This window comes from Streptomyces sp. PA03-3a (genome assembly GCF_033792735.1).
In the GTDB taxonomy this organism is placed as follows: Bacteria; Actinomycetota; Actinomycetes; order Streptomycetales; family Streptomycetaceae; genus Actinacidiphila.
In genome coordinates, this window is record NZ_JARAVM010000068.1 from 1 (window position 1) to 21719 (window position 21719).

The 21719-nt window shown below is 70.7% G+C and carries 24 protein-coding genes; 5 read left to right on the forward strand and 19 right to left on the reverse strand.

All coding sequences use genetic code 11. The annotated features are described in order from the left end of the window. A partial coding sequence (locus tag PV342_RS39625) for a transposase (RefSeq protein WP_500320997.1) occupies positions 1 to 366 on the forward strand: 366 nt, incomplete at its 5' end. Positions 367 to 435: 69 nt separating this feature from the next. Here the strand turns inward: PV342_RS39625 and tatC are convergent. The 10 genes from tatC to PV342_RS39675 form a co-directional block, all read right to left on the reverse strand. Next, a complete protein-coding gene (gene tatC, locus PV342_RS39630) occupies positions 436 to 1323 on the reverse strand; it encodes a twin-arginine translocase subunit TatC (RefSeq protein ID WP_089229033.1) in 888 nt (295 codons plus the stop codon). Between the two features lie 112 nt (positions 1324 to 1435). Beyond that, complete coding sequence (gene tatA / locus PV342_RS39635; protein ID WP_018564336.1) at positions 1436 to 1729, reverse strand: Sec-independent protein translocase subunit TatA; 294 nt, start codon at positions 1727 to 1729, stop codon at positions 1436 to 1438. A gap of 273 nt (positions 1730 to 2002) precedes the next feature. Beyond that, entirely contained in the window at positions 2003 to 2203 is a 201-nt protein-coding gene (locus PV342_RS39640; protein ID WP_400800751.1) for a hypothetical protein, read from the reverse strand. 19 nt (positions 2204 to 2222) lie between these two features. After that, the gene (locus tag PV342_RS39645) at positions 2223 to 2510 is read right to left on the reverse strand and encodes a hypothetical protein (protein WP_018564338.1); all 288 of its coding nucleotides are present in this window, start codon (positions 2508 to 2510) and stop codon (positions 2223 to 2225) included. Between the two features lie 13 nt (positions 2511 to 2523). Continuing rightward, entirely contained in the window at positions 2524 to 3471 is a 948-nt protein-coding gene (locus tag PV342_RS39650) for a helix-turn-helix transcriptional regulator (protein WP_018564339.1), read from the reverse strand. An 18-nt stretch (positions 3472 to 3489) separates the two neighbouring features. After that, positions 3490 to 4467 carry a helix-turn-helix transcriptional regulator gene (locus PV342_RS39655; protein WP_361002599.1) on the reverse strand — a complete coding sequence of 326 codons (978 nt, stop codon included), beginning with the start codon at positions 4465 to 4467 and terminating at the stop codon, positions 3490 to 3492. 193 nt (positions 4468 to 4660) lie between these two features. Next, positions 4661 to 5032, reverse strand: a complete 372-nt coding sequence (locus tag PV342_RS39660) for an FKBP-type peptidyl-prolyl cis-trans isomerase (RefSeq protein ID WP_018564341.1) — start codon at positions 5030 to 5032, stop codon at positions 4661 to 4663. Positions 5033 to 5071: 39 nt separating this feature from the next. Next, positions 5072 to 6058, reverse strand: coding sequence for an FKBP-type peptidyl-prolyl cis-trans isomerase (locus PV342_RS39665; RefSeq protein ID WP_392617300.1), 987 nt, complete (start codon positions 6056 to 6058; stop codon positions 5072 to 5074). Between the two features lie 112 nt (positions 6059 to 6170). Continuing rightward, positions 6171 to 7532, reverse strand: a complete 1362-nt coding sequence (gene pafA / locus PV342_RS39670) for a Pup--protein ligase (protein ID WP_018564343.1) — start codon at positions 7530 to 7532, stop codon at positions 6171 to 6173. 9 nt (positions 7533 to 7541) lie between these two features. Further along, complete coding sequence (locus PV342_RS39675; RefSeq protein WP_500321001.1) at positions 7542 to 8789, reverse strand: MFS transporter; 1248 nt, start codon at positions 8787 to 8789, stop codon at positions 7542 to 7544. A 120-nt stretch (positions 8790 to 8909) separates the two neighbouring features. Here PV342_RS39675 and PV342_RS39680 point away from each other — a divergent pair, with 120 nt between their 5' ends. Then, on the forward strand, positions 8910 to 9917 hold the full coding sequence (locus PV342_RS39680; RefSeq protein WP_400800760.1) for a LacI family DNA-binding transcriptional regulator: 1008 nt from the start codon (positions 8910 to 8912) through the stop codon (positions 9915 to 9917). A gap of 61 nt (positions 9918 to 9978) precedes the next feature. Here PV342_RS39680 and prcA read toward each other — a convergent pair whose 3' ends face one another. From prcA to arc, 6 genes are all read right to left on the reverse strand, one after another. Then, positions 9979 to 10776 (reverse strand): proteasome subunit alpha, encoded by a 798-nt coding sequence (gene prcA, locus PV342_RS39685; RefSeq protein WP_018564346.1) that lies wholly within the window; start codon positions 10774 to 10776, stop codon positions 9979 to 9981. A 49-nt stretch (positions 10777 to 10825) separates the two neighbouring features. Further along, a complete protein-coding gene (gene prcB, locus PV342_RS39690; protein WP_386990223.1) occupies positions 10826 to 11671 on the reverse strand; it encodes a proteasome subunit beta in 846 nt (281 codons plus the stop codon). Further along, entirely contained in the window at positions 11623 to 12213 is a 591-nt protein-coding gene (locus PV342_RS39695; protein ID WP_500321005.1) for an endonuclease VII domain-containing protein, read from the reverse strand. Before PV342_RS39695 ends, prcB begins: the two co-directional genes overlap by 49 nt. Positions 12214 to 12222: 9 nt before the next feature. Beyond that, positions 12223 to 12441, reverse strand: coding sequence for a ubiquitin-like protein Pup (locus tag PV342_RS39700; RefSeq protein WP_354798988.1), 219 nt, complete (start codon positions 12439 to 12441; stop codon positions 12223 to 12225). A 136-nt stretch (positions 12442 to 12577) separates the two neighbouring features. Next, positions 12578 to 14089, reverse strand: coding sequence for a depupylase/deamidase Dop (gene dop, locus PV342_RS39705; protein WP_400800767.1), 1512 nt, complete (start codon positions 14087 to 14089; stop codon positions 12578 to 12580). Between the two features lie 206 nt (positions 14090 to 14295). Further along, the gene (gene arc, locus PV342_RS39710) at positions 14296 to 16062 is read right to left on the reverse strand and encodes a proteasome ATPase (RefSeq protein ID WP_026251953.1); all 1767 of its coding nucleotides are present in this window, start codon (positions 16060 to 16062) and stop codon (positions 14296 to 14298) included. A gap of 240 nt (positions 16063 to 16302) precedes the next feature. On the opposite strand from arc, the gene PV342_RS39715 reads away from it, so the two are divergent. Continuing rightward, positions 16303 to 16593, forward strand: a complete 291-nt coding sequence (locus tag PV342_RS39715; RefSeq protein WP_018564351.1) for a ferredoxin — start codon at positions 16303 to 16305, stop codon at positions 16591 to 16593. 4 nt (positions 16594 to 16597) lie between these two features. Here the strand turns inward: PV342_RS39715 and PV342_RS39720 are convergent, their stop codons facing one another. The 3 genes from PV342_RS39720 to PV342_RS39730 all read right to left on the reverse strand — a co-directional run bounded on the left by PV342_RS39720 (position 16598) and on the right by PV342_RS39730 (position 19904). Then, the gene (locus PV342_RS39720; protein WP_500321009.1) at positions 16598 to 17185 is read right to left on the reverse strand and encodes a hypothetical protein; all 588 of its coding nucleotides are present in this window, start codon (positions 17183 to 17185) and stop codon (positions 16598 to 16600) included. A gap of 160 nt (positions 17186 to 17345) precedes the next feature. Beyond that, positions 17346 to 18254, reverse strand: coding sequence for a tRNA (adenine-N1)-methyltransferase (locus PV342_RS39725; RefSeq protein ID WP_018564353.1), 909 nt, complete (start codon positions 18252 to 18254; stop codon positions 17346 to 17348). 420 nt (positions 18255 to 18674) lie between these two features. Further along, positions 18675 to 19904: a site-2 protease family protein gene (locus tag PV342_RS39730; RefSeq protein WP_386990208.1), complete on the reverse strand. Its 1230-nt coding sequence runs from the start codon at positions 19902 to 19904 to the stop codon at positions 18675 to 18677. Between the two features lie 97 nt (positions 19905 to 20001). Here PV342_RS39730 and PV342_RS39735 point away from each other — a divergent pair, with 97 nt between their 5' ends. Then, positions 20002 to 20853 (forward strand): RecB family exonuclease, encoded by an 852-nt coding sequence (locus PV342_RS39735; RefSeq protein WP_018564355.1) that lies wholly within the window; start codon positions 20002 to 20004, stop codon positions 20851 to 20853. Between the two features lie 16 nt (positions 20854 to 20869). Beyond that, positions 20870 to 21541: a response regulator gene (locus PV342_RS39740; RefSeq protein ID WP_026251955.1), complete on the forward strand. Its 672-nt coding sequence runs from the start codon at positions 20870 to 20872 to the stop codon at positions 21539 to 21541. Positions 21542 to 21719 lie beyond the last annotated feature (178 nt).

Below are 21719 nucleotides of genomic sequence, written 5' to 3' on the forward strand. Positions count from 1 at the left end.
CGCTTCGCCGAACGGCACTGCGGCCCCTGCGAACTGCGGACCTCCTGCACCGACGCCAGGGGTGGCCGAAACCTGACCCTGCGGCCGAAGGCCGAGCACGACATCCTGCAGCAGTCTCGCATCGAGCAGGGCACCGACCACTGGCGCCGCCGCTACGGACACCGCGCCGGCGTCGAGGGCACCGTCTCTCAAGGCGTCCAAGCGTTCGGCCTGCGCAGATCCCGTTACCGCGGCCTCGCCAAGACGCTGCAACACCACTTCACCGGCGCCGCCATCAACCTCGCCCGCATCGATGCCTGGCTCACCGGAAGACCCTTCGCCCACACCCACGTCTCACCCTTCGCAGCAATCCGTCCCGCTGGATGAGATCCAGCGGGACGGATTTACCAACAGCGTCCGGATGTCCGGGCGGGGCCCCCTCGGGGTTCCGCGGCGTCAGGTCGCGTCGTCGAAGTCGCCGGAGCGGCGTCCGTCCTCGACGGGTCCCGGCTGCTCGGGAACGGAGGCCGAGACACGCTCGCCGGGGCCGATCGCCTCCGGGGTGAGGTCCAGCTCGGAGGCCTCGTCGTCGGAGAGGTCGGCGTCGGGGTTGCGCCAGCGCCGGCGCCGGTCGTTGAACAGTGAGAAGGCGACCGCACAGAAGTAGAGGACGACGATCGGGCCGGATAGGGCGATCATGCTGACCGGGTCGGTGGTCGGCGTCGCGACGGCACCGAAGACGAAGACGCCCATGACCACACCGCGCCACCAACCCGCCATGCGGCGGCCGCTGACCATGCCGACCAGGTTCAGCATGACCAGGAGCAGCGGGAGTTCGAAGGCGATGCCGAAGACCAGCACCATGCGGATGGTGAAGTCCAGCACCCCGTCCAGCTTCAGCAGGTTGGACGAGCCCTCGGGCGTGAAGCTGATCAGCACCTTGATGCTGACCGGCATGATCTTGTAGGCGAGGAGGGCGCCGCCTAGGAACAGCGGGAGCGCCGCGCCCACGAACATGTAGGTGTACTTGCGCTCGTGCCGGTGCAGGCCGGGGGCGATGAAGGCCCACAGCTGGTACAGCCACACCGGGCTGGCGCCGATGACGCCTGCCATGAAGCAGACCTGCATCGTGAGGGCGAACGGCGCCGTCAGCGAGTCGAACGTGACGATGGCGCAGTTGCCGCCGCTGCTGACGACCCCGGGGCCGCACTTGGGCACCGGGGAGGCCAGGAACTCCAGGAGCTGCTGGCTGTAGAAGGCGGCGACGATCGCCACCACGACGATCGCGAGCACACTCTTGGCGAGCCGGTTGCGCAGCTCACGCAGGTGCTCCACGAGCGGCATGCGCCCGTCGGGGTCCTTCGACGGCTTAACGCGGGCAGACTTGAGCAACCCAGGTCCTCATCTCACGCGGTGGCCGGCGTACCCGCCGGCGGCCCGTACCTGTGCCGTCGTGTCAGCCCTGCGTCTGGCGGGGCTGCTGGGTCTCGGAGACCGGGCGGGCGCTGTTGACGTCACCGGGCGCGGCCTGGATGGTCCTCGGCGCGGCCTGGGCGTCGGCGGGCGCGTCGGCCGGGGCCGCCTGCGGGGCGGCGGAGTCGTCCGACTTCATCGCCTTCGCCTCGCTCTTCAGGATGCGCATCGACTTCCCAAGGCCGCGGGCCATGTCGGGGAGACGCTTGGCCCCGAACAGCAGCAGAACGACGACAAGGATGAGGATGATCTCAGGGGCGCCGAGCCTGCCGAACATAAGCTTTACCTTCTCACCGAGGCGGCATGGGTTCTTGAGCAGCGGGCCCCGGGTCCGTGGACACGGTGTCCGCTCTGCCAGCGATCGTAACGTGCGGGGGTAAACGCCTGGCAATCCCCCGGCGTCCTTGCCGTTGCCACCCCGCCGCGCTCTTCCGGGGCAACCTCAGCAGCGTACCTTCCTGGACGAGGAAGGACGAGAGTGCGCCGGACAGCGCTTACCCGGCGTTTCCGGGCGCCCTTCGGCGGCACGGCGGCGACGGCGGGGCCGTCGTCAGCGGGACAGGTCGCCGGCGCCGCGGACCAGTGGCTCCGCGGCGCGGCGCAGGTCCTCGGAGGCATGCAGCAGCCGGTCGCTGCTGCGCCCCACCTGCCGGGCGAGGCCGCGCACCTCGGCGTACACACGAACGGCGAGGAAACCGAGCACGAGCAGGCCGGCGGTCGCGAGGCCGACATAGAGGTAGAGCCACCACATGGCAGCCGAGCGTAGCGGCTCAGCCGGTGTGCAGCCGCATCGTGCGGACACCGCCGTCGGTGAGGAGCTCCACGATGCGGTCGCCCGCCGGCTTGCGGACGGAGGAGCCGCAGTCGGGGCAGGTGAAGGAGTAGAAGGTGGTGCGGTGGCTGCCGCCGATGGCCAGCCTCAGGGCGTCGGCCGACAGCTCGGAGCTGGTGCGGCACTCCGGGCACGAGGCCCGGAAGATCACCTCGGGCGGGGTCGCGGCGGGGTCGCCGAGGCGCCCGACCGTGCCGAGGGTGTCGAGCGTGTCGAGGTCGTCCATGCCGGCGCTCACCTCACTCGCCGTAGGCCGCGAGGGCCTGGGCGGCGGCGTCGCGGGCGCTGCCGGCGAGACCGGCCGGGGACACGATGCGCCCGTCGCGGCCGAGCCGCAGCGCGAGACGGCGCAGCGATCCCGGGTCGGGGGTGCGCAGGGTGATCCGGAGCCCGCCGTCGGGGAGTTCCTCGGCGAGGTCGTGCGGGTAGTACTCGGCGACCCAGCGGCCACCGGGGCCGACCTCGATCACGACCTCCGGGTCGTCGCCGGCCGGCTGCACCAGCCCCTGCGACAGGTCGCGCGGCTCGATGCGCGGCGGGTCGCTGGGCGTGTCCAGCAGCCGGATCTCGGCGACCCGGTCGAGCCGGAAGGTGCGCCGGTCCTCCGACAGGTAGCACCAGCCCTCGAAGTAGGTGTGGCCGACCGCGAACAGGCGGATCGGGTCGACCTCGCGCTCGGTGAGCTCGTCGCGGGACGGCGAGTAGTAGCGGATCCACAGGCGGCGCCGCTCGGCGATGGCGCGGTCGACGTCGGCGAAGACGCTGCCCTCCGACTCGAAGGTGACCGACAGCCGGGAGGACGCTCCGGCGGCCTCACCGGCCGCGCCCTCGATCTTGGCGGTGGCGCGCAGCAGCGCCTGCCGGTCGCTCTCGCGCAGTCCGGGCAGGTTGGCGACGGCGCGGGCGGCGACCAGCAGCGCGGCGGCCTCGTCGGCGGCCAGCCGCAGCGGCTGCGCGACGTCGTCCACGTTGTGCCACCAGATCCGCTCGCCGTCGGTGTCGATGTCGAGCAGGTCGCCGCCCCGGAAGCTCGTGCCGCACAGCGGCAGCACGTTCAGGTCGCCGATCAGCTCGGCCTCGGTGACCCCGAACGCCCGCGCCACGTCGCTCACGCGAGCGCCCGGGCGCTCCCGCAGATAGGTGACCAGGGACAGCATCCGGCGCGTCTGGTCGATCGCGTTGGCCATCTCTCCGTACTCCCCCGCTCAGCCCTTGGCGACGGCGCGCAGCCGGTCCACGACATCGGCCCGCAACTCGTCGGGCCCCAGAACGACCACGTCCGGGCCGAACTCCACCAGCCAGGCGTCCAGTCCGTGCCCGTACGGGATCTCCAGCTCGTCCCAGTCGGCGTCGACCGGGAGTGTCTCCACCGCGCGGGCCCGCAGCGGGTACCCGGAGTCGCGGCGCAGCCGGATCCTCGCGGTCGCGGTCGCGCCCTCGCCGGCCCAGCTGGCGACGGTGGCGCGGACGTCGACGTGGTCGGGCACCTCGGTGGTGAAGGCGCCGCCGCGGGTACGGACCCGGCCGGTGATCCGGGAGAGCCGGAAGACGCGCACGGCCGTCCGGTCGCGGTCCCAGCCGGCCAGGTACCAGTGGCCGCGCCAGCACTCCAGCGCCCAGGGCTCGACCTGGCGGGGCTCGGGGCGCACGGCGTTGGCCTTGCGGTAGTCGAAGGCGACGGGGCGGCGCTCGCGGGTGGCGACCATCAGCGGCTCGAACGCCGGCTCGGGAGTGGGGATGCGGGGCTCCAGGGCGCTGTGCCCGGACGGCTCCCGTACGCCCTCGTCGTCGTCGCCCTCGTCGTGGAAGGGGACGCCCGCGGCCCGCAGCTTCTGCAGGGCGCCGCTGGCCGCCTCGGCGAAGCGCGCCTGCTGCCAGACCTTGGCGGCCAGGCTCAGCGCGGCGGCCTCCTCGGCGTCCAGGGCGATCTCGGGGAGCCGGTTCCGGTCGCGGCGGGCGAGGTAGCCGATCTCACCGTCGAGGCTCTCCACCGTCTCGATGACCATGCCGAGCTCGCGCAGGTCGTCCTTGTCCCGCTCGAACATGCGGTTGAACGCCTCGTCGGAGCCGATCTCGTGGTACGCCTCGATGGACGCCCGCAGCTCCCGCTTGCTGACCGGGCGCCGGGTGTTCATCAGGCACAGCGCCAGGTTCATCAGCCGCTCGGCCTTGGCAATCGCCACTCGACGCAACCTTCTTCCTTCTTCAGCTCTCCCTCGAGACCCTATCGCGACCGGGCCGCGGGCCTGAAGCGAAGGCCGGTTCCGGTGACCGCCCGCACCGTTGCGGCTCCGCGCCGGGCACGACGGAGCCCCCGCCGGGCCGGCGATGCCGGTCGGCGGGGGCTCCGGGGCGTGGTCCTGCCGGACGTACCGGTCAGACGGACAGCAGGTCCACCACGAAGATCAGCGTCTCGCCGGCCTTGATGAGCGGGCTCGGGCTCTGGTTGCCGTAGGCGAGGTGCGCGGGGATGGTCAGCTCACGACGACCGCCGACCTTCATCCCCTGCACGCCCTGGTCCCAGCCCTTGATGACCCGGCCGCCGCCCAGCGGGAAGGTGAAGGGCGAGTTGCGGTTCCAGCTGGCGTCGAACTCCTCGCCGGTGCTGAAGGCGACACCGACGTAGTGGACGGTGACGTTCTGACCCGCCTTCGCCTCGGCGCCCTCGCCCTCCCAGATGTCCCTGATCACCAGTTCGGCTGGCGGCTCGCCGCCGGGGAAGTCGATCTCGGGCTTCTCGATGCTCACGTACGTGCTCCTAAAGAGGTGCGGACAACCTGTCTAGTCTTACATCACCGCGAGGATGTCGAGGCTGAACACCAGCGTGGACTTGGCCGGGATGCCCGGCTGCGCCTTGTCGCCGTAGCCGAGGTCCGGCGGCACCACGAGCATCACGCGGCTGCCGACCTTCTTGCCCGCGAGGCCCTCCTGCCAGCCCTTGATCAGCTGCTGCAGCGGGAACTGGGCCAACTGGCCGTTCTTGTAGCTGGAGTCGAACTCCTTGCCGCCGTCCCACACCACGCCCTTGTATTGCAGCAGCAGGGTGTCGGTGGGCTTGACGGGGCGGCCGTCGCCCTCCAGCACGTAGTTGGCGACCAGCTTGGTCGGCGCGGCCGTCTTGGGCACCTCGATGGAGGGCGCCTTGCCGTCGGTGTTGGTGCCGACCTTGGGCAGCTTGGCGTCGTTCTGCGCGACGGCCTTGCCCTTGGCGGAGCTCTTGCCGTTGAAGGTGTCCACCACGTCCACGACGAACACCAGCGTGTCGGTGCCCTTGATGCCGGCGTCCGGCTGGCCCTGCGCGCCGTAGCCCAGGTTCGGCGGGATCGCCAGCTCGACCCGGTCGCCGACCTTCTTGCCCACCAGGGCCTTGTCCCAGCCCTGGATGACCCGGCCGACGCCGATCGGGAAGATCGCCGGCGCGCCCCGGTCCCAGGAGTTGTCGAAGACCTTGGCCGTGTCCCAGACCTGGCCGAGGTAGTTCGCCTGGAGGTAGTCGCCCTCGGCGACGGTGGTGCCGCTGCCCTGGATCACCGTCTTGACGGCCAGGTCCTTGCTCGGCGCGCCCGAACCCTTGGCGACCGTCGGCTTCTCCCCGAACTTCGTGCCGGCGGTGATGTCCGGAAGGGGGCCGTCCACGATCTTCACCGGCGCGGAGGAGGACGCGGGACCCGATGGGCTGGCGCTGGCCGCCGGCTTGCCGGACTTGTCGTCACCGCACCCTGCGAGGGTGAGCAGTCCGGCAGGGACGGCGAGGAGAAGAGAGCGTCGGCGCACGGGGATCCCCATCAGGTCGATCTTGCGTTGTCTGGCGTGCGCGCCACTCTACGGCGTGGGCGGGGCCCCGTACGAACACATACGGGGCCCCGCGTCGTCCACGCCACCGCCGCTACATCCCGGCGATGAGCTTCTCCACCCGGTCGTCCACCGACCGGAAGGGGTCCTTGCACAGCACGGTGCGCTGCGCCTGGTCGTTGAGCTTCAGGTGCACCCAGTCGACCGTGAAGTCGCGCCGCTGCTCCTGCGCGCGGCGGATGAAATCGCCGCGCAGCCGTGCCCGCGTCGTCTGCGGCGGCACGGACTTGGCCTCGAAGATCTTCAGGTCGTTGCAGATCCGCTTGGCCTGACCCCGCTTCTCCAGCAGGTAGTACAACCCGCGGCGGCGGTGGATGTCGTGGTACGCGAGGTCTATCTGCGCGATGCGCGGGTGCGACATCGTGATGTTGTCGCGCGCCCGGTACCGCTCGATCAGGCGGTACTTCATCACCCAGTCGATCTCGGTGCCGATCTTGTCCAGGTCACCGCTGGAGATGGACTCCAGGGTCCGCCCCCACAGTTCGAGGACCTGCTCGATGACACCGCTGCGGATGCCGCGCCGGTCGCAGAAGTCCACCGCCTTGGAGTAGTACTCCTCCTGGATCTCCAGGGCCGAGGCCTCCCGGCCCGAGGCGAGGCGGACCTTGCGCTGGCCCGTTATGTCGTGCGACACCTCGCGGATCGCCCGGATCGGGTTCTCCAGCGTCAGGTCCCGCATCACGGTGCCCGCCTCGATCATGCGCAGCACCAGGTCGGTCGCGCCGACCTTCAGCAGCATGGTCGTCTCGGACATGTTGGAGTCGCCCACGATGACGTGCAGCCGCCGGTAGCGCTCGGCGTCCGCGTGCGGCTCGTCCCGGGTGTTGATGATGGGCCGGGAACGGGTGGTGGCGGAGCTGACGCCCTCCCAGATGTGCTCCGCGCGCTGGCTGACGCAGTAGACCGCGCCACGCGGGGTCTGCAGCACCTTGCCCGCGCCGCACAGCAACTGCCGGGTCACCAGGAAGGGGATCAGGATGTCCGCCAGGCGGGAGAACTCACCGTGCCGGGCGACGAGGTAGTTCTCGTGGCACCCGTAGGAGTTCCCCGCGGAGTCGGTGTTGTTCTTGAAGAGGTAGACGTCACCCGCGATGCCCTCCTCGTGCAGGCGCCGTTCGGCGTCCACCAGGAGGCCCTCGAGGATGCGCTCCCCCGCCTTGTCGTGGGTGACGAGTTCCGTCACGTCGTCGCACTCGGGAGTGGCGTACTCCGGGTGCGAACCCACGTCGAGGTAGAGACGGGCGCCATTGCGAAGGAAGACGTTGCTGCTGCGACCCCATGACACGACACGGCGGAAGAGGTACCGCGCCACCTCGTCCGGGGACAGACGCCGCTGTCCCCTGAACGTGCACGTGACGCCGTACTCGTTCTCCAGCCCGAAAATGCGGCGGTCCATGAAGAGACCTTACGCCTGATGCGTGGACCTCAAACCGGGTTCGACCACGGCGATTCGATCTTTTTCCGTCCCGGTTGCCGGCTCCGGGGGCTTGAGGTATCGCCCACAGGCCAGGAGCACGGCCAGCGCCACCACCCCGCCGGCCCCCGTCACACCGAAGGCCGCCGCGGCCCCGCCGTACTGCGCGGCCGGTCCCGCGACCGCCGTGCCGAGCGCCGCGCCCACCCCGAACGTGGTGACGATCCATGAGAACGCCTCCGTCACCGTGCCCACCGGGGCGTGCCGGTCGACCACCACGAACGCGCAGGCCAGCGCGGGGGCCAGGAACAGGCCCGCCAGCACCGCCAGACCGCACATCAGCGGGACACCCGGCACCAGCGCCAGCGGCAGGTACCCCACGGCGAGCCCCGCCACCAGCACCCGCAGCCGCCGCTCGGGGACCCCCGCCCACTGCCGCGCGCCGTAGAACACCCCGCCCGCCAGCGCCCCGGCGCCGATCCCCGACAGCACATAGCTGGAGACCATCCCGCCCCCGTGCCCGTCCGCGTACGCCACCGCCGCCACCGCGATCGAGCCCAGCGCCAGCCCCACGAAGAAGAACGAACCGACCAGCGCCCGCAGCCCCGGCGCGCGCAGCGGCCCCAGCCAGTCCGGGGTGCGCGGCTGCGTCCGCCACGCCCGCGACGGCGGCGAGGTGACCACGCTCAGCGCCCCCGCCACACCGACCGCCGCGATCCACAGCAGCGCCGCCGTCTCCGAGAACGCCGCCACCAGCAGCGTCACCAGCAGCGGCCCGACGGCGAACATGACCTCCTGGGCGGCGGCGTCCAGCGCGTAGGCGGCATGGATGCGGTCCTCCCGCTTCAGCACCCCCGGCCACAGCGCCCGCAGCCCGCCCTCCAGGGGCGGGGTGAAGAAACCCGCCACGAGCATCGCGGCGTACGCCAGGGGCAGCGGGCCGGGCCCGCAGAGCGCGAAGACGGCCATGCCCGCGGCCGAGGCCACCGCCGCCGGGAACATCACCCTCGGCTGCCCCAGACGGTCCACCGCCCGGCCCAGCAGCGGCTGCCCCACGGCGTTGGCGAGGCCGTAGACGGCCGACAGCGCCCCCGCGAGGGCGAAGTCGCCGCCCTGCGCCCGCGTGAGCAGCACGATGCCCAGGGCCGCCGTCGCGTTCGGCAGCCGGCCGACCAGCGTGCCGGTCAGCAGCCGCACCGCGTGCCGGGCCCGCAACAGGTCCGCGTAACCGGTCCCCATGCCCGCCCCTTCGGAGGTTGTACGTATAACGCCGTGGGTCATACGTACCATGAGCCCAGTCCACCGGTCCAGCGCACAACCCCTCACCCACACCCCCGACCCCCCGAGAGAGGCCCCACGGTGACCGACACAGCGCGCCCGACCTCACGCGACGTCGCACGCGCCGCCGGCGTCTCCCAAGCCACCGTCTCCCTCGTCCTCGGCGACAAATGGCGCGGCCGCGTCTCCGAACGCACCGCCGACACCGTCCGCACCGCCGCCCGCGACCTCGGCTACCGGCCCAACCTCGCCGCCCGCAACCTCCGCCTCGGCCGCACCCGCACCGCGCTCCTGGTCGTACCCACCCTCACCAACGAGTACTTCGCCCGCGTCTACACCGGCGCCGCCCGCGTCGCCGACGACCACGGCTTCGGCGTCGTCCTCTACCCCTCCCCCGAAGGCGTGGGCCCCGCCCGCGACCCCTTCGGCTCCGCCCGCGCAGCCCTCGACGGCGTCATCGCCTCCTCCATGGCCGCCGACGCCCTCGCCGCCATCGGCGACGGCGGACTCCCCCTCGTCATGCTCGACGCCGACCCCGCGGAACCCGGCCCCGCCGCCACCGTCAACCTCGCCATCGCCGACGGCATGCACCAGATCACCCGGCACGTCCTCGGCCTCGGCCACCACCCCGGCGGCATCGCCCACCTCGCCGCCGACATCGACACCTGGACCTTCCGCGAACGCGCCCACTCCCTCACCGGCACCCTCGGCACCACACCGCCCACCGAACGCTCCCCCCTCACCTACCAGGACGCCCGCCGGGCCACCGAACGCCTCCTCGCCCGCCCCGGCCCACCCCCCACCGCCCTGATCTGCGACGACGACGTCCTCGCCGTCGGCGCCTGCAAGGCACTGCGCAGCCACGGACTGCGCGTCCCCGAGGACGTCTCCGTCACCGGCTACGACGACTCCGCCCTCGCCACCGCCGTCGAACCCGAACTCACCACCGTCGCCCTCCCCGCCGACGCCGTCGGCGCCCAGGGCATGACCGCACTCCTCGACACCCTCGCCGACCGCCCCGCCACCGGCACCGAACTCCCCGTCCGGCTCGTCGTACGCGGCTCCACAGCCCCACCGCGCCACCCCTGAAACGACCGACGCCCCGGCCGCCGAAAAGGCGACCGGGGCGTCGGGCACGGGCCCGAACCCGTCACACGTCCTCGTCGAGCTCCGGAAGATCGTCGTCCCCTTCGGCCGGAGCAGCCGGCGCAGCGGGCTTCTCCGCCTTCTCCACCGACGGCGCCGCCCCCTCCCCCTCCAGCAACCGCGACAACTGCCGGCCCAGGATCCGCTTGAACTTGCGCTGCTGCGGCCGCGTACGGTCCAGCACCGCGACCTCCAACTGCTCCGCCGTCAGCTGCCGGTCGCTGCCGTTGCTGTCCCGGCTCAGCGACTCCACCGCCAGCTTCAGCGCCTCCGCCAGCGTCATACCGTCACGGTGCCGCTGATCCAGGTAACTGCCGATCTGGTCGGAGTTGCCACCGACCGCCACCGCACCGTGCTCGTCCACGATCGAACCGTCGTGCGGCAACCGGTAGATCTGGTCCTCCGAGGAGTCCGCACCCACCTCCGCGACGATCAGCTCCACCTCGTACGGCTTCTCCCCCACACTCGAGAAGATCGTGCCCAGCGTCTGCGCGTACACGTTCGCCAGACCACGCGCGGTCACGTCGTCCCGGTCATAGGTGTAACCCCGCAGATCGGCGTAACGCACCCCGCCGATCCGCAGGTTCTCGAACTCGTTGTACTTGCCCACCGCCGCGAACGCGATCCGGTCGTAGATCTCGCTGACCTTGTGCAGGGCGCGGGACGGGTTCTCGGCGATGAAGACGATGCCGTCGGTGTACTGCAGCACGACGACGCTGCGCCCGCGCGCGATGCCCTTGCGGGCGAACTCGGCACGGTCGGCCATGGCCTGCTGGGGTGAGACATAGAACGGCGTCGACACCGGCTATCCGTCCCTTTCTGTCAGTAGCGAGTGCATCTCGGGCGACCAGTCAGAGCAGCTCGGCCCGCGGGCCGTCCGGCAGCTCCAGCCGCCGCTCGTGGACGGCCCGGACGATCTCCGACGACTCGGCCTCGGTCAGCTTGCGGAAGCCCTCGTCGGTGATGACCGTGACGATCGGATAGATCCGCCGCCCCAGATCCGGGCCACCGGTCGCCGAGTCGTCGTCCGCCGCGTCGTACAGCGCCTGGACCACCAGCGTCGTCGCCTGCGACTCCGTGAAATCCGGCTTGTACAGCTTCTTCATCGAACCCCGCGCGAACACCGATCCCGAACCCGTCGCCGCGAAGCCGTGCTCCTCGGAACGACCGCCCGTCACGTCGTAGGAGAAGATCCGCCCCTTCTCCCGGTCCGTGTCGTAACCGGCGAACAGCGGCACCACCGCCAGACCCTGCAGCGCCATCCCCAGGTTCCCCCGGATCATGGTCGACAGGCGGTTCGCCTTGCCCTCCAGCGAGAGCGTGGCGCCCTCGATCTTCTCGTAGTGCTCCAGCTCCAGCTGGAACAGCTTGACCATCTCCACCGCCAGGCCCGCCGTGCCCGCGATGCCGACCGCCGAGTACTCGTCGGCCGGGAACACCTTCTCGATGTCCCGCTGCGCGATGACGTTGCCCATCGTGGCCCGCCGGTCACCGGCGAGCACCACGCCGCCGGCGAAGGCCGCGGCCACGATCGTCGTCCCGTGCGGCAGCTCGACGGCCCCCTTCACGGCGGGCAGGGTGCGATTGCCCGGGAGCATGTCCGGCGCGTGCGCCCCCAGGAAGTCCACGAACGAGGACGAGCCAGGCGTCAGGAAGGCAGCTGGTAGACGCCCGGTGCTACGAGTGTTGGCTTCCACACGTTTCCTTCCACGTAGGCGGCCGCCCGCCGTATGACGTCGGGCCGATCCTTGAACTGCCCCAGCGCGGCGTTGCAGCTGAAGCACAGTACGCCACGGACCCTACCCGTCCCGTGGTCGTGATCCACATGTTCGGCCGGGGCGTCCAGACAAATGCAGCAGATACCGAACTGCTCACCGACCATGGCGTCACGCTCGGCCTCGGTCATCCCGTACTTCCGCTTGAGGTGGCCGGCTCGGCCCTCCACCGCCCGGCACGACTTGCACCGGCTCGACAAACCGTCCGACGCGCTGCTGTTGCGGTCCCACTCGCTGTGCGGCTTGGTCTCCCCGCAACGACGGCAGTGCTTGTGCCCGGCGGGCACAAGCACTCGCGGCCGCACGTTCTTGCCCTTCGCCAGCTGCCTCTGCTGGTGGTACTCGGCCCAGCACTCCCGGCAGTAGGCCTGGAGGCCGTCGCGTGACGCCCAGTTGTTGGCGAACGCCGCGCGTGGCAGCAGCTTCTTACACCGAGAGCACCGCTTCACGCCCCCCTCGTTCATGGATGTGGACTACTGTCCACCCTTCTGAACGAACGAGCGCACGAAATCCTCCGCGTTCTCCTCGAGGACGTCATCGATCTCGTCCAGCACGGAGTCCACGTCGTCCGACAGCTTCTCCTGCCGCTCCTTGAGGTCGGAGGCGGCCTGCGCGTCCTGCGCGGTCTCCTCGACCTCCTCGGTCGAACGCGTGGCCTTCTGCTGCCCGCCGCCGGTGTCCTTGGTAGCCATGTGTCCCTCACCCCGCTCGGTGTCCATGTCCTACAAGATCAGACCCTACAAGGAGGGTCTGACTTCGGCCCCCGGTATTGCCCAACGTCCGGGGGCCACCCCGATGATTCCCGGTTCGGACGGATTTCAGCCCTGCTCAGCCGCCCGACAGGATCCGCACCAGCTCCTCGGCCGTGCGGCAGCGGTCCAGCAGCTCCTTGACGTGGTTGCGGGTGCCCCGCAGCGGCTCCAGCGTCGGGACGCGCTGCAGGGAGTCCCTGCCGGGGAGGTCGAAGATCACGGAGTCCCAGGAGGCCGCCGCGACGTCGTCCGCGTACTGCTCCAGGCAGCGGCCGCGGAAGTAGGCGCGGGTGTCCTCCGGGGGCTTGCTCATGGCCCGCGACACCTCCTCCTCGGTCACCAGCCGCTGGATGCGGCCACGGGCCTCCAGGCGGTTGTAGAGGCCCTTCTCGGGGCGTACGTCCGCGTACTGGAGGTCGACGAGATGGAGGCGGGCGGCGTCCCAGTCCAGGGAGTCGCGGCGCCGGTAGCCCTCGAGGAGCTCGCGCTTGGCGATCCAGTCCAGTTCGCCGGCGAGGCTCATGGGATCGCCCTCGAGGCGGTTGAGCACGTCCTCCCAGCGTCCGAGGACGTCCTTGGTCTGGTCGTCGGCGTCGGTGCCGAAGCGGTCCTCGACGTACTTGCGGGCCAGCTCGCAGTACTCCATCTGGAGCTGGACGGCGGTCAGCGTCCGGCCGCTGCGCAGCGTGACGAGGCGTCGCAGTGTGGGGTCGTGGCTGACCTGGTGGAGGGTGCGTACGGGCTGGTCGACGGCGAGGTCGACGTTGATGAAGCCGTCCTCGATCATCGACAGCACGAGGGCGGTGGTGCCGAGCTTGAGGTAGGTGGAGATCTCGGACAGGTTCGCGTCGCCGATGATCACGTGCAGCCGGCGGTACTTCTCGGCGTCGGCGTGGGGTTCGTCGCGGGTGTTGATGATGGGGCGCTTGAGGGTGGTCTCGAGTCCGACCTCGACCTCGAAGTAGTCGGCGCGCTGGCTGATCTGGAAGCCGTGGTCGTGGCCGTCCTGGCCGATTCCGACGCGGCCGGCGCCGGTGACGACCTGGCGGCAGACGAAGAAGGGCGTGAGGTGGCGCACGATGTCCGAGAAGGGGGTCTCCCGCTTCATCAGGTAGTTCTCGTGGGTGCCGTAGGACGCGCCCTTGTTGTCGGTGTTGTTCTTGTACAGGTGGATCGGCTGGGCGCCGGGGAGCTGGGCGGCGCGCTCGGCGGCCTCGGCCATGATGCGCTCGCCGGCCTTGTCCCACAGGACGGCGTCGCGGGGGTTGGTGACCTCCGGGGCGCTGTACTCGGGGTGGGCGTGGTCGACGTAGAGCCGGGCTCCGTTGGTGAGGATGACATTGGCCAGGCCGATGTCCTCGTCGGTGAGCTGGCTGGTGTCCGCGGCCTCGCGGGCGAGGTCGAAGCCGCGGGCGTCCCGCAGTGGGTTCTCCTCCTCGAAGTCCCAGCGGGCGCGGCGCGCCCGGTGCATCGCCGCCGCGTAGGCGTTGACGACCTGGGACGAGGTGAGCATGGCATTGGCGTTCGGGTGGCCCGGGACGGAGATCCCGTACTCCGTCTCGATGCCCATTACTCGCCGTACGGTCATGCGGCCCTCCTTGCCCGGCTGCGGCCCGTGCTGGGCCGGTCGCTCAAGTACCGCTTCGCGATCGGCCCTCGTGCGGTACCGCTGAGCCTAGAACGCGATGGCGGTGGTGGGGAGATCATTACGCGCTTTCCTGGGTGATGCCGGGTGAAATGCTCCGGCTGCGGGTGCCCCTGCGTGGGCACCCGCAGCCGGAGGGTGGTCGCGTGTTACAGGTATTGGCCCGTGTTGGCGACGGTGTCGATGGAGCGACCGGTGTCGGCACCCTGCTTTCCGGTGACGAGGGTGCGGATGAACACGATCCGCTCGCCCTTCTTGCCGGAGATGCGGGCCCAGTCGTCCGGGTTGGTGGTGTTGGGCAGGTCCTCGTTCTCCTTGAACTCGTCGACGCACGCGGCGAGCAGGTGGGAGACGCGCAGACCGCGCTGGTTGTGGTCGAGGAAGGCCTTGATCGCCATCTTCTTGGCCCGGTCCACGATGTTCTGGATCATGGCGCCGGAGTTGAAGTCCTTGAAGTAGAGGACTTCCTTGTCACCGTTGGCGTAGGTGACCTCCAGGAAGCGGTTCTCCTCGGACTCGGAGTACATGCGCTCGACCACGGACTGGATCATGGCCTCGACGGTGGCCCCGGGCGACCCGCCGTGTTCGGAGAGGTCCTCGCCGTGCAGCGGGAGGGTCGTCACGAGGTACTTGGAGAAGATGTCCTTGGCCGCTTCGGCGTCCGGCCGCTCGATCTTGATCTTCACGTCCAGGCGGCCGGGCCGCAGGATCGCGGGGTCGATCATGTCCTCGCGGTTGGAGGCGCCGATGACGATGACGTTCTCCAGGCCCTCGACGCCGTCGATCTCGGCGAGCAGCTGGGGGACGATGGTGTTCTCCACGTCCGAGCTGACGCCGGAGCCGCGGGTGCGGAAGAGGGACTCCATCTCGTCGAAGAAGACGATGACGGGGGTGCCCTCGCTGGCCTTCTCGCGGGCGCGCTGGAAGACCAGGCGGATCTGCCGCTCGGTCTCGCCGACGTACTTGTTGAGCAGCTCGGGGCCCTTGATGTTCAGGAAGTAGCTCTTGCCCTGGGGCTGCCCGGTGACCTCGGCGACCTTCTTCGCAAGGGAGTTGGCGACGGCCTTGGCGATGAGTGTCTTGCCGCAGCCGGGGGGGCCGTAGAGGAGCACGCCCTTGGGCGGGCGGAGCTCGTACTCCTTGAACAGCTCGGCGTGCAGGTAGGGCAGTTCGACGGCGTCGCGGATCTGCTCGATCTGGTTGCTGAGGCCGCCGATCTGGCGGTAGTCGATGTCGGGGACCTCTTCGAGGACGAGCTCTTCGACCTCGCTCTTGGGGACCCGTTCGTAGACGTATCCGGAGCGCGGTTCGAGCAGCAGCGCGTCGCCGGCGCGGAGGGTGCCGTCCAGCAGCGGCTCGGCGAGCCGCACCACCCGCTCCTCGTCCGTGTGCCCGATGACCAGGGCCCGCTCGCCGTCCTCGAGGATCTCCTTGAGGGTGACGATGTCTCCGATGCGCTCGAACTCCATGGCCTCGACCACGTTGAGCGCCTCGTTGAGCATGACTTCCTGGCCGCGCCGGAGGTCGTCCAGCTCGACGGAGGGGCTGACGTTCACGCGCAGCTTGCGGCCGCCGGTGAAGATGTCCGCCGTTCCGTCCTCGTTCGCCTGCAGGAACACACCGAATCCGGCAGGGGGCTGTGCGAGCCGGTCCACTTCCTCCTTGAGGGCCACGATCTGGTCGCGGGCCTCGCGGAGGGTGTTCGCCAGCCGCTCGTTCTGAGCGGACACGCCTGCCAGGTTGGTCTGCAGCTCGACGATCCGCTCCTCGAGAATCCTCGTGTGCCGCGGAGAGTCGGCGAGCTTACGTCGCAGGACGGCGATCTCCTGCTCAAGAAAGGCGACCTGGCTCATGGGGTCTTCCGATCCACGAGCGGGTCGGCCGCCACGGTTGATGTCGTCGTCGTGGGCCGCCACGGTCCTCACCTCCTCCAAGGGGAGCTGGACGCTTCCAGACCCTACCTGGGCCAGTAGGGGTTGAAACCCCTAGATCACAAAGACGTCCTGGGTGTGTCCGATCTTCACCCTTGCGCACGTCCTCCCGCCAGGGAGATACCCAGCCATCACCATCCGAAAGCGGCCGGTTGTATCGTCGGTTCGGTCAACGCCCGTCAAGGGCTGTCCCTTCCCGAACGATGAACGGCAGGCGAGGTACCGGTGAGCAACGAAGTCGTCGAGGCGCTTGAGGTCTGGATCGATCAGGACCTGTGCACCGGGGACGGCATCTGTGTGCAGTACGCGCCCGAGGTCTTCGAGCTGGACATCGACGGGCTCGCCTATGTGAAGGGCGAGGACGCCGAGCTCCGTCAGGCACCCGGGGCGACCGTCCCGGTTCCGCTGCCGCTGTTGACCGATGTGGTGGATTCGGCCAGGGACTGCCCTGGCGACTGTATTCACGTGCGTCGGGTTTCGGACAGTGTAGAGCTGTACGGACCCGACGCGGAGTGATCTGTCACACGCTGTTCGCGAGCGGTCCGGGGATCTCGTAGTAGGTGCCGGACCGCCATTCCCAGCTGTAGTCGCGCTGCTGGTCCGGGCAGCATCGGGGCACGTCGTCGGTGGAGTAGCCGAGGACGGTGGCCCGTACGGTACTGCCGTCGATGCGCAGCCCCTTGAAGCTGCGCTGCTCCTTGGGGTCGACGAGCGTCTCGACGATGCGGGGGGCGGCGCCGGCGGCCGGATCGGCCGACAGCACGTACAGGCCACTGGGCGGGGTGCCGGTCCCGGAGTGGCAGCGGGCGACGGCGACGGTCTCGGGGCGGCCGTCCCCGTCGAGGTCCGCCGAGGCCCGGTCCACGACGTCCACGGGGGCGCCGGCGCATTCCAGGGGGAAGTGGGCGGCGCCGGGGTCCGGGGGCGTGACGGCGGCGGACGCGGGCTCGGCGGCCTTGGCGTCGGCGGCGGGCCTGCCCGTGGAGGCGCCGGCGGGCTGCACGAGTGCGGCGCTGCCTATGACGGCGGCGATCACCGCGGCGGTCGTGATCCAGTGCACCGAGCGGGCTCGGGTGTGCGGGAGGGCCGGCCCTGCGGATGGCTGCACGCGCCTGTCTCCTGTGGAGTTGGTCGAGCGGGGTGGCCAGCATCGTGCCACAGGTCACAGTCAGTTGGTACGACCGGGGCCCGTGTTTCGGGAGATGTCCGCGGGGTGTGACGAAGCGCCGCCGCCGGGGGTCCGGCGACGGCGCTTCGGGGTCGGGTGGTTACGCTCCGCCGGTGGCCGGCTTGCCGCCGCCCGGGCCGGTGTAGTCCTCGCCGTACGCGCCGGGCGCCGGGCGCCTGCGCCGCATGGGGGGCTCGACGCCGTCGGCGAGACGGCGGGCGGTGAGCAGGAACCCGGTGTGCCCGATCATGCGGTGGTCGGGGCGCACGGCCAGGCCCTCGATGTGCCAGGTGCGGACCATCGTCTCCCAGGCGGACGGCTCGTTGAACGTGCCGTGCTCGCGGATCGCCTCGACGGTGCGGGCGAGCTGGGTGGTGGTGGCCACGTAGGCGCAGAGGATGCCGCCGGGGACCAGCGCCTTGGAGACGGCCTCCAGGCACTCCCAGGGGGCGAGCATGTCGAGGATGACCCGGTCGACCTCGGTGTCGCTGAGGTTGTCCTGCAGGTCGCCGACGGTGAGCTGCCACGCGGGGTGCGGGCCGCCGAAGTACCGTTCGACGTTCTGGGTGGCGATCTCGGCGAAATCGGCGCGGCGCTCGTAGGAGTGCAGCATCCCCTGGTCGCCGACGGCGCGCAGCAGGAACATGCTGAGCGAGCCGGAGCCGACGCCTGCCTCCACGACGCGTGCGCCGGGGAAGATGTCGGCCATCGACAGGATCTGCCCCGCGTCCTTGGGGTAGACCACGGCGGCGCCGCGGGGCATGGACAGGACGTAGTCGGGGAGCAGGGGGCGCAGCGCGAGGTAGGCGACGTTTCCCGTGGTTCGGACAACACTGCCCTCGGGGGCGCCGATCAGCTCGTCGTGGGGGAAGGAACCCTTGTGGGTGTGGAAGTTCTTCCCGGCCTCGAGCGTGAACGTGTAGTGGCGTCCCTTGGGATCGGTGAGCTGGACCTGGTCCCCGACCTTGAAGGGCCCGCGTCGGCGGGCGGCACCGGTCGGTTCGGACATGCGGACAAGCCTACCGGTGTTTTTTTGGGGCTCGGTTCGCCTCCGGGGCGCCCTCCTCTTTGGGGCTCGGTTCGCCTCCGGGGCGCCCTCCTCTTTGGGGCTCGGTTCGCCTCTGGGGCGCCCTCTGCGCCTGTCGACGGTCGACCGTGCTCGGCTCCTCGTTCCTCGGAGCCTCCGCGCGCTCTCCCTTTCGACAGGCGCGCGCCCCTTCGGCTCACTCGCCGGGGGCACCCTTGCGCACCCGCCCGCGCCCCTGCGGGTTGCTCCGGAGCAGCACATGGAGGTACTGCCTCGGCGAGTGAGCCGAAGGGGCACGGACGGTGTCGAAAGTGGAGAGCGCGCGGAGGTCGCGAGGAACGAGTGACCGAGCACGGTCGACCGTCGACACCGTCTGGAGCGCCCCGGAGGCGAACCGAGCCCCTAGGAAGGACGAGCCATGGCGGCGAGGAAGGCCTTCTCGACGTCGGCGGTGGACAGGACGCCGTAGACCTCGCCGGAGTTCTCGACGACGAGGTACTCGGTGGCGGGGGTGGCGCGCAGGGTGTCCAGGAGGTCCTCGCCGGCGAGTTCCGCGGAGAGCTTCATGCCGGGCTTGAGGTCCTGGGCGAGGCCGGAGACGGCGACCCAGGGGCGGCGGTGCTCGGGGACGCCGACGATGGCGGCCTCGCGGACCAGGGCGGTGGGGGTGCCCTGGCCGTCGACGACGACGAGGGCGCGGGCGCCGGCCTCGTTGGCGCGGCGCAGGGCCTCGGACAGCGGGGTGTCGGAGGCGACGGGCAGGGCGCGCCGGGTGAGCGCACGGGCCTGGAGTTCGGGCAGGTGCTCGCGCAGCCGCGCCATGCGCAGGCTGTTGCCGGCGCCGGTCCAGATGATGGCGGCGAGGATGGCCGCGAGCAGGGCGTCGGTGAGGGAGTCGAAGCCGGTGGCGCCGTCGCCGCCGTCGCTCATGCCGCCCGCGTACGAGAGCAGGGGCAGGCCGACGAGGACGGCGATGGCCAGGGCCCGGCCGGTCCAGGCGGCGGCGACGGTGCCGGTCATGGCCTTGCCGCTGATCTTCCAGATGACGGCGCGGAGCATCCGGCCGCCGTCGAGCGGGAGGCCGGGCAGGAGGTTGAAGACGGCCACGAGCAGGTTGCTGATCATGAGTCCGGCGAGCAGGACGCCTGGGACGGTGTCGGGGTCGACGCCGTACATGCCGAGGTAGAAGACCCCGGCGAGGACGAGGGAGAGCAGGGGGCCGACGAAGGCGAGGACGAATTCGCGGCCGGGGGTCTCGGACTCCTTCTCGATCTCGGAGACGCCGCCGAAGAACTGCAGCTGGATGCGGCGTACGGGGAGCTCGAAGCGGAGGGCGGCCACGGTGTGGGCGAGTTCGTGGACGAGCACGGAGGCGTAGAAGGCGACCGCGAAGAAGAGCGAGACGAGGTAGCGGGCGCCGCCGAGCTCGGGCAGGACGCGGTCGAGCTGTCCGCCGAACACCCAGGTGATGAGGGCGGCGACGAGGAACCAGCTGGGCGCGACGTAGACGGGCACGCCGAAGAAGCGGCCCATGAGGATGCCGCCGCCGGGTCCCGGGGGACGTTTGGCGGGCCCGTCGTCGGGTCCGGGAGTCCTCTCGCCGCCCGGCGGCGGCTGCTGGCTCTCGCTCACTGGTTCCCCTCGTGTCGCTGACGCTCCGACGTCGATGGTATTGCCCGGTTGCGGGGACCCGACACCGGCTGTCGGCGCCACCCCGTAGGGTCCTGCCATGGGCACCACCACCGAAGCCGTTCCTCCGAGGCCGCCGTCGTCCCTGTCGCCGTCGCGCGCGGCCGACTTCATGCGCTGCCCGCTGCTGTACCGGCTGCGGGTGATCGACAAGCTGCCGGAGAAGCCGAGCCAGGCCGCGACGCGGGGCACGGTGGTGCACGCGGTGCTGGAGCGCCTCTTCGACGTGCCGGCGGCGGAGCGGACGGCGGACCGGGCGCGGGCGATGGTGCCGGGGCAGTGGCAGCGGCTGCTGGAGGAACGCCCGGAGCTGTCGGAGCTGTTCGCCGCGGAGGACGGTCAGGGGCTGGCGCAGTGGCTGGAGGAGGCGGCCCGGCTGGTCGAGCGGTGGTTCTCGCTGGAGGATCCGACGCGGCTGGAGCCGGCCGAGCGTGAGCTGTACGTGGAGACGGAGCTGGAGTCGGGGCTGACGCTGCGCGGGTACATCGACCGTCTGGACGTCGCGGCGGCCTCGGGTGACCTGCGGGTGGTGGACTACAAGACCGGCAAGGCGCCGCGGCCTGAGTACGCGGACGAGGCGCTGTTCCAGATGAAGTTCTACGCGTTGGTGCTGTGGCGGCTGCGGGGGGTGGTGCCTCGCCGGCTGCAGTTGGTCTACCTGGGCAGCGGCGAGGTGCTGACGTACGACCCGTCGGAGGGTGAGCTGCGGGCGGTGGGCCGGAAGCTGGAGGCGCTGTGGGAGGCGATCAGGCGGGCCACGGAGTCGGGTGACTGGCGGCCGCGGCCGAGCCGGCTGTGCGACTGGTGCGACCACCAGGCGGTGTGCCCCTCTTTCGGGGGGACTCCCCCACCGTATCCGCTGCCCGTCGTGGGGAAGAATGGGGAGTCCTGAGGGCGAAGGAGATCTTGTGGCTATTCGCGTCCTGTTGGTGGACGACCAGCCGCTGCTGCGCACGGGCTTCCGGATGATCCTGGAGGCCGAGGGCGACCTGGCGGTGGTCGGCGAGGCGGGGGACGGCCAGCAGGCCCTGGAGCAGGTGCGGGTGCTGCAGCCCGATGTGGTGCTGATGGACATCCGCATGCCGCGGATGGACGGGGTGGAGGCGACCCGGCAGATCACCGGGCCGGGACGGGACGGTCCGGCGAAGGTGCTGGTGCTGACCACCTTCGATCTCGACGAGTACGTGGTGGAGGCGCTGCGCGCGGGCGCGAGCGGCTTCCTGCTGAAGGACGCCCCGGCGCACGAGCTGGTGCAGGCGATCCGGGTGGTCGCGGCCGGTGAGGCGATGCTCGCGCCGAGCATCACGCGGCGGCTGCTGGACAAGTACGCGGGGCGGTTGCCGTCGGGCGAGGAGCCGGTGCCGCAGGCGCTGCACACCCTGACCGACCGGGAGGTCGAGGTGCTGAAGCTGGTGGCGCGCGGCATGTCGAACGCGGAGATCGCCGCGGAGCTGTTCGTGAGCGAGACGACGGTGAAGACCCATGTGGGTCATGTGCTGACGAAGCTGGCGCTGCGCGACCGGGTGCAGGCGGCGGTGTACGCGTACGAGAGCGGACTGGTGCGCCCCGGGGCGCAGTAGCGTCCCGGGGCGTGGTGCGTCGCGTCGGGGCCGGCTAGGAGGTCGAGGCGCCCTTCTGGATCTCCCAGAAACGGAAGACGGTGGAGGGGTCGAGGGTCCATTCCAGGCCGTTGATGTTGTCCCGGGACACGACGTACTGCTTGCCCTGCCACAGCGGGATGATCGGCACGTCGTCCGC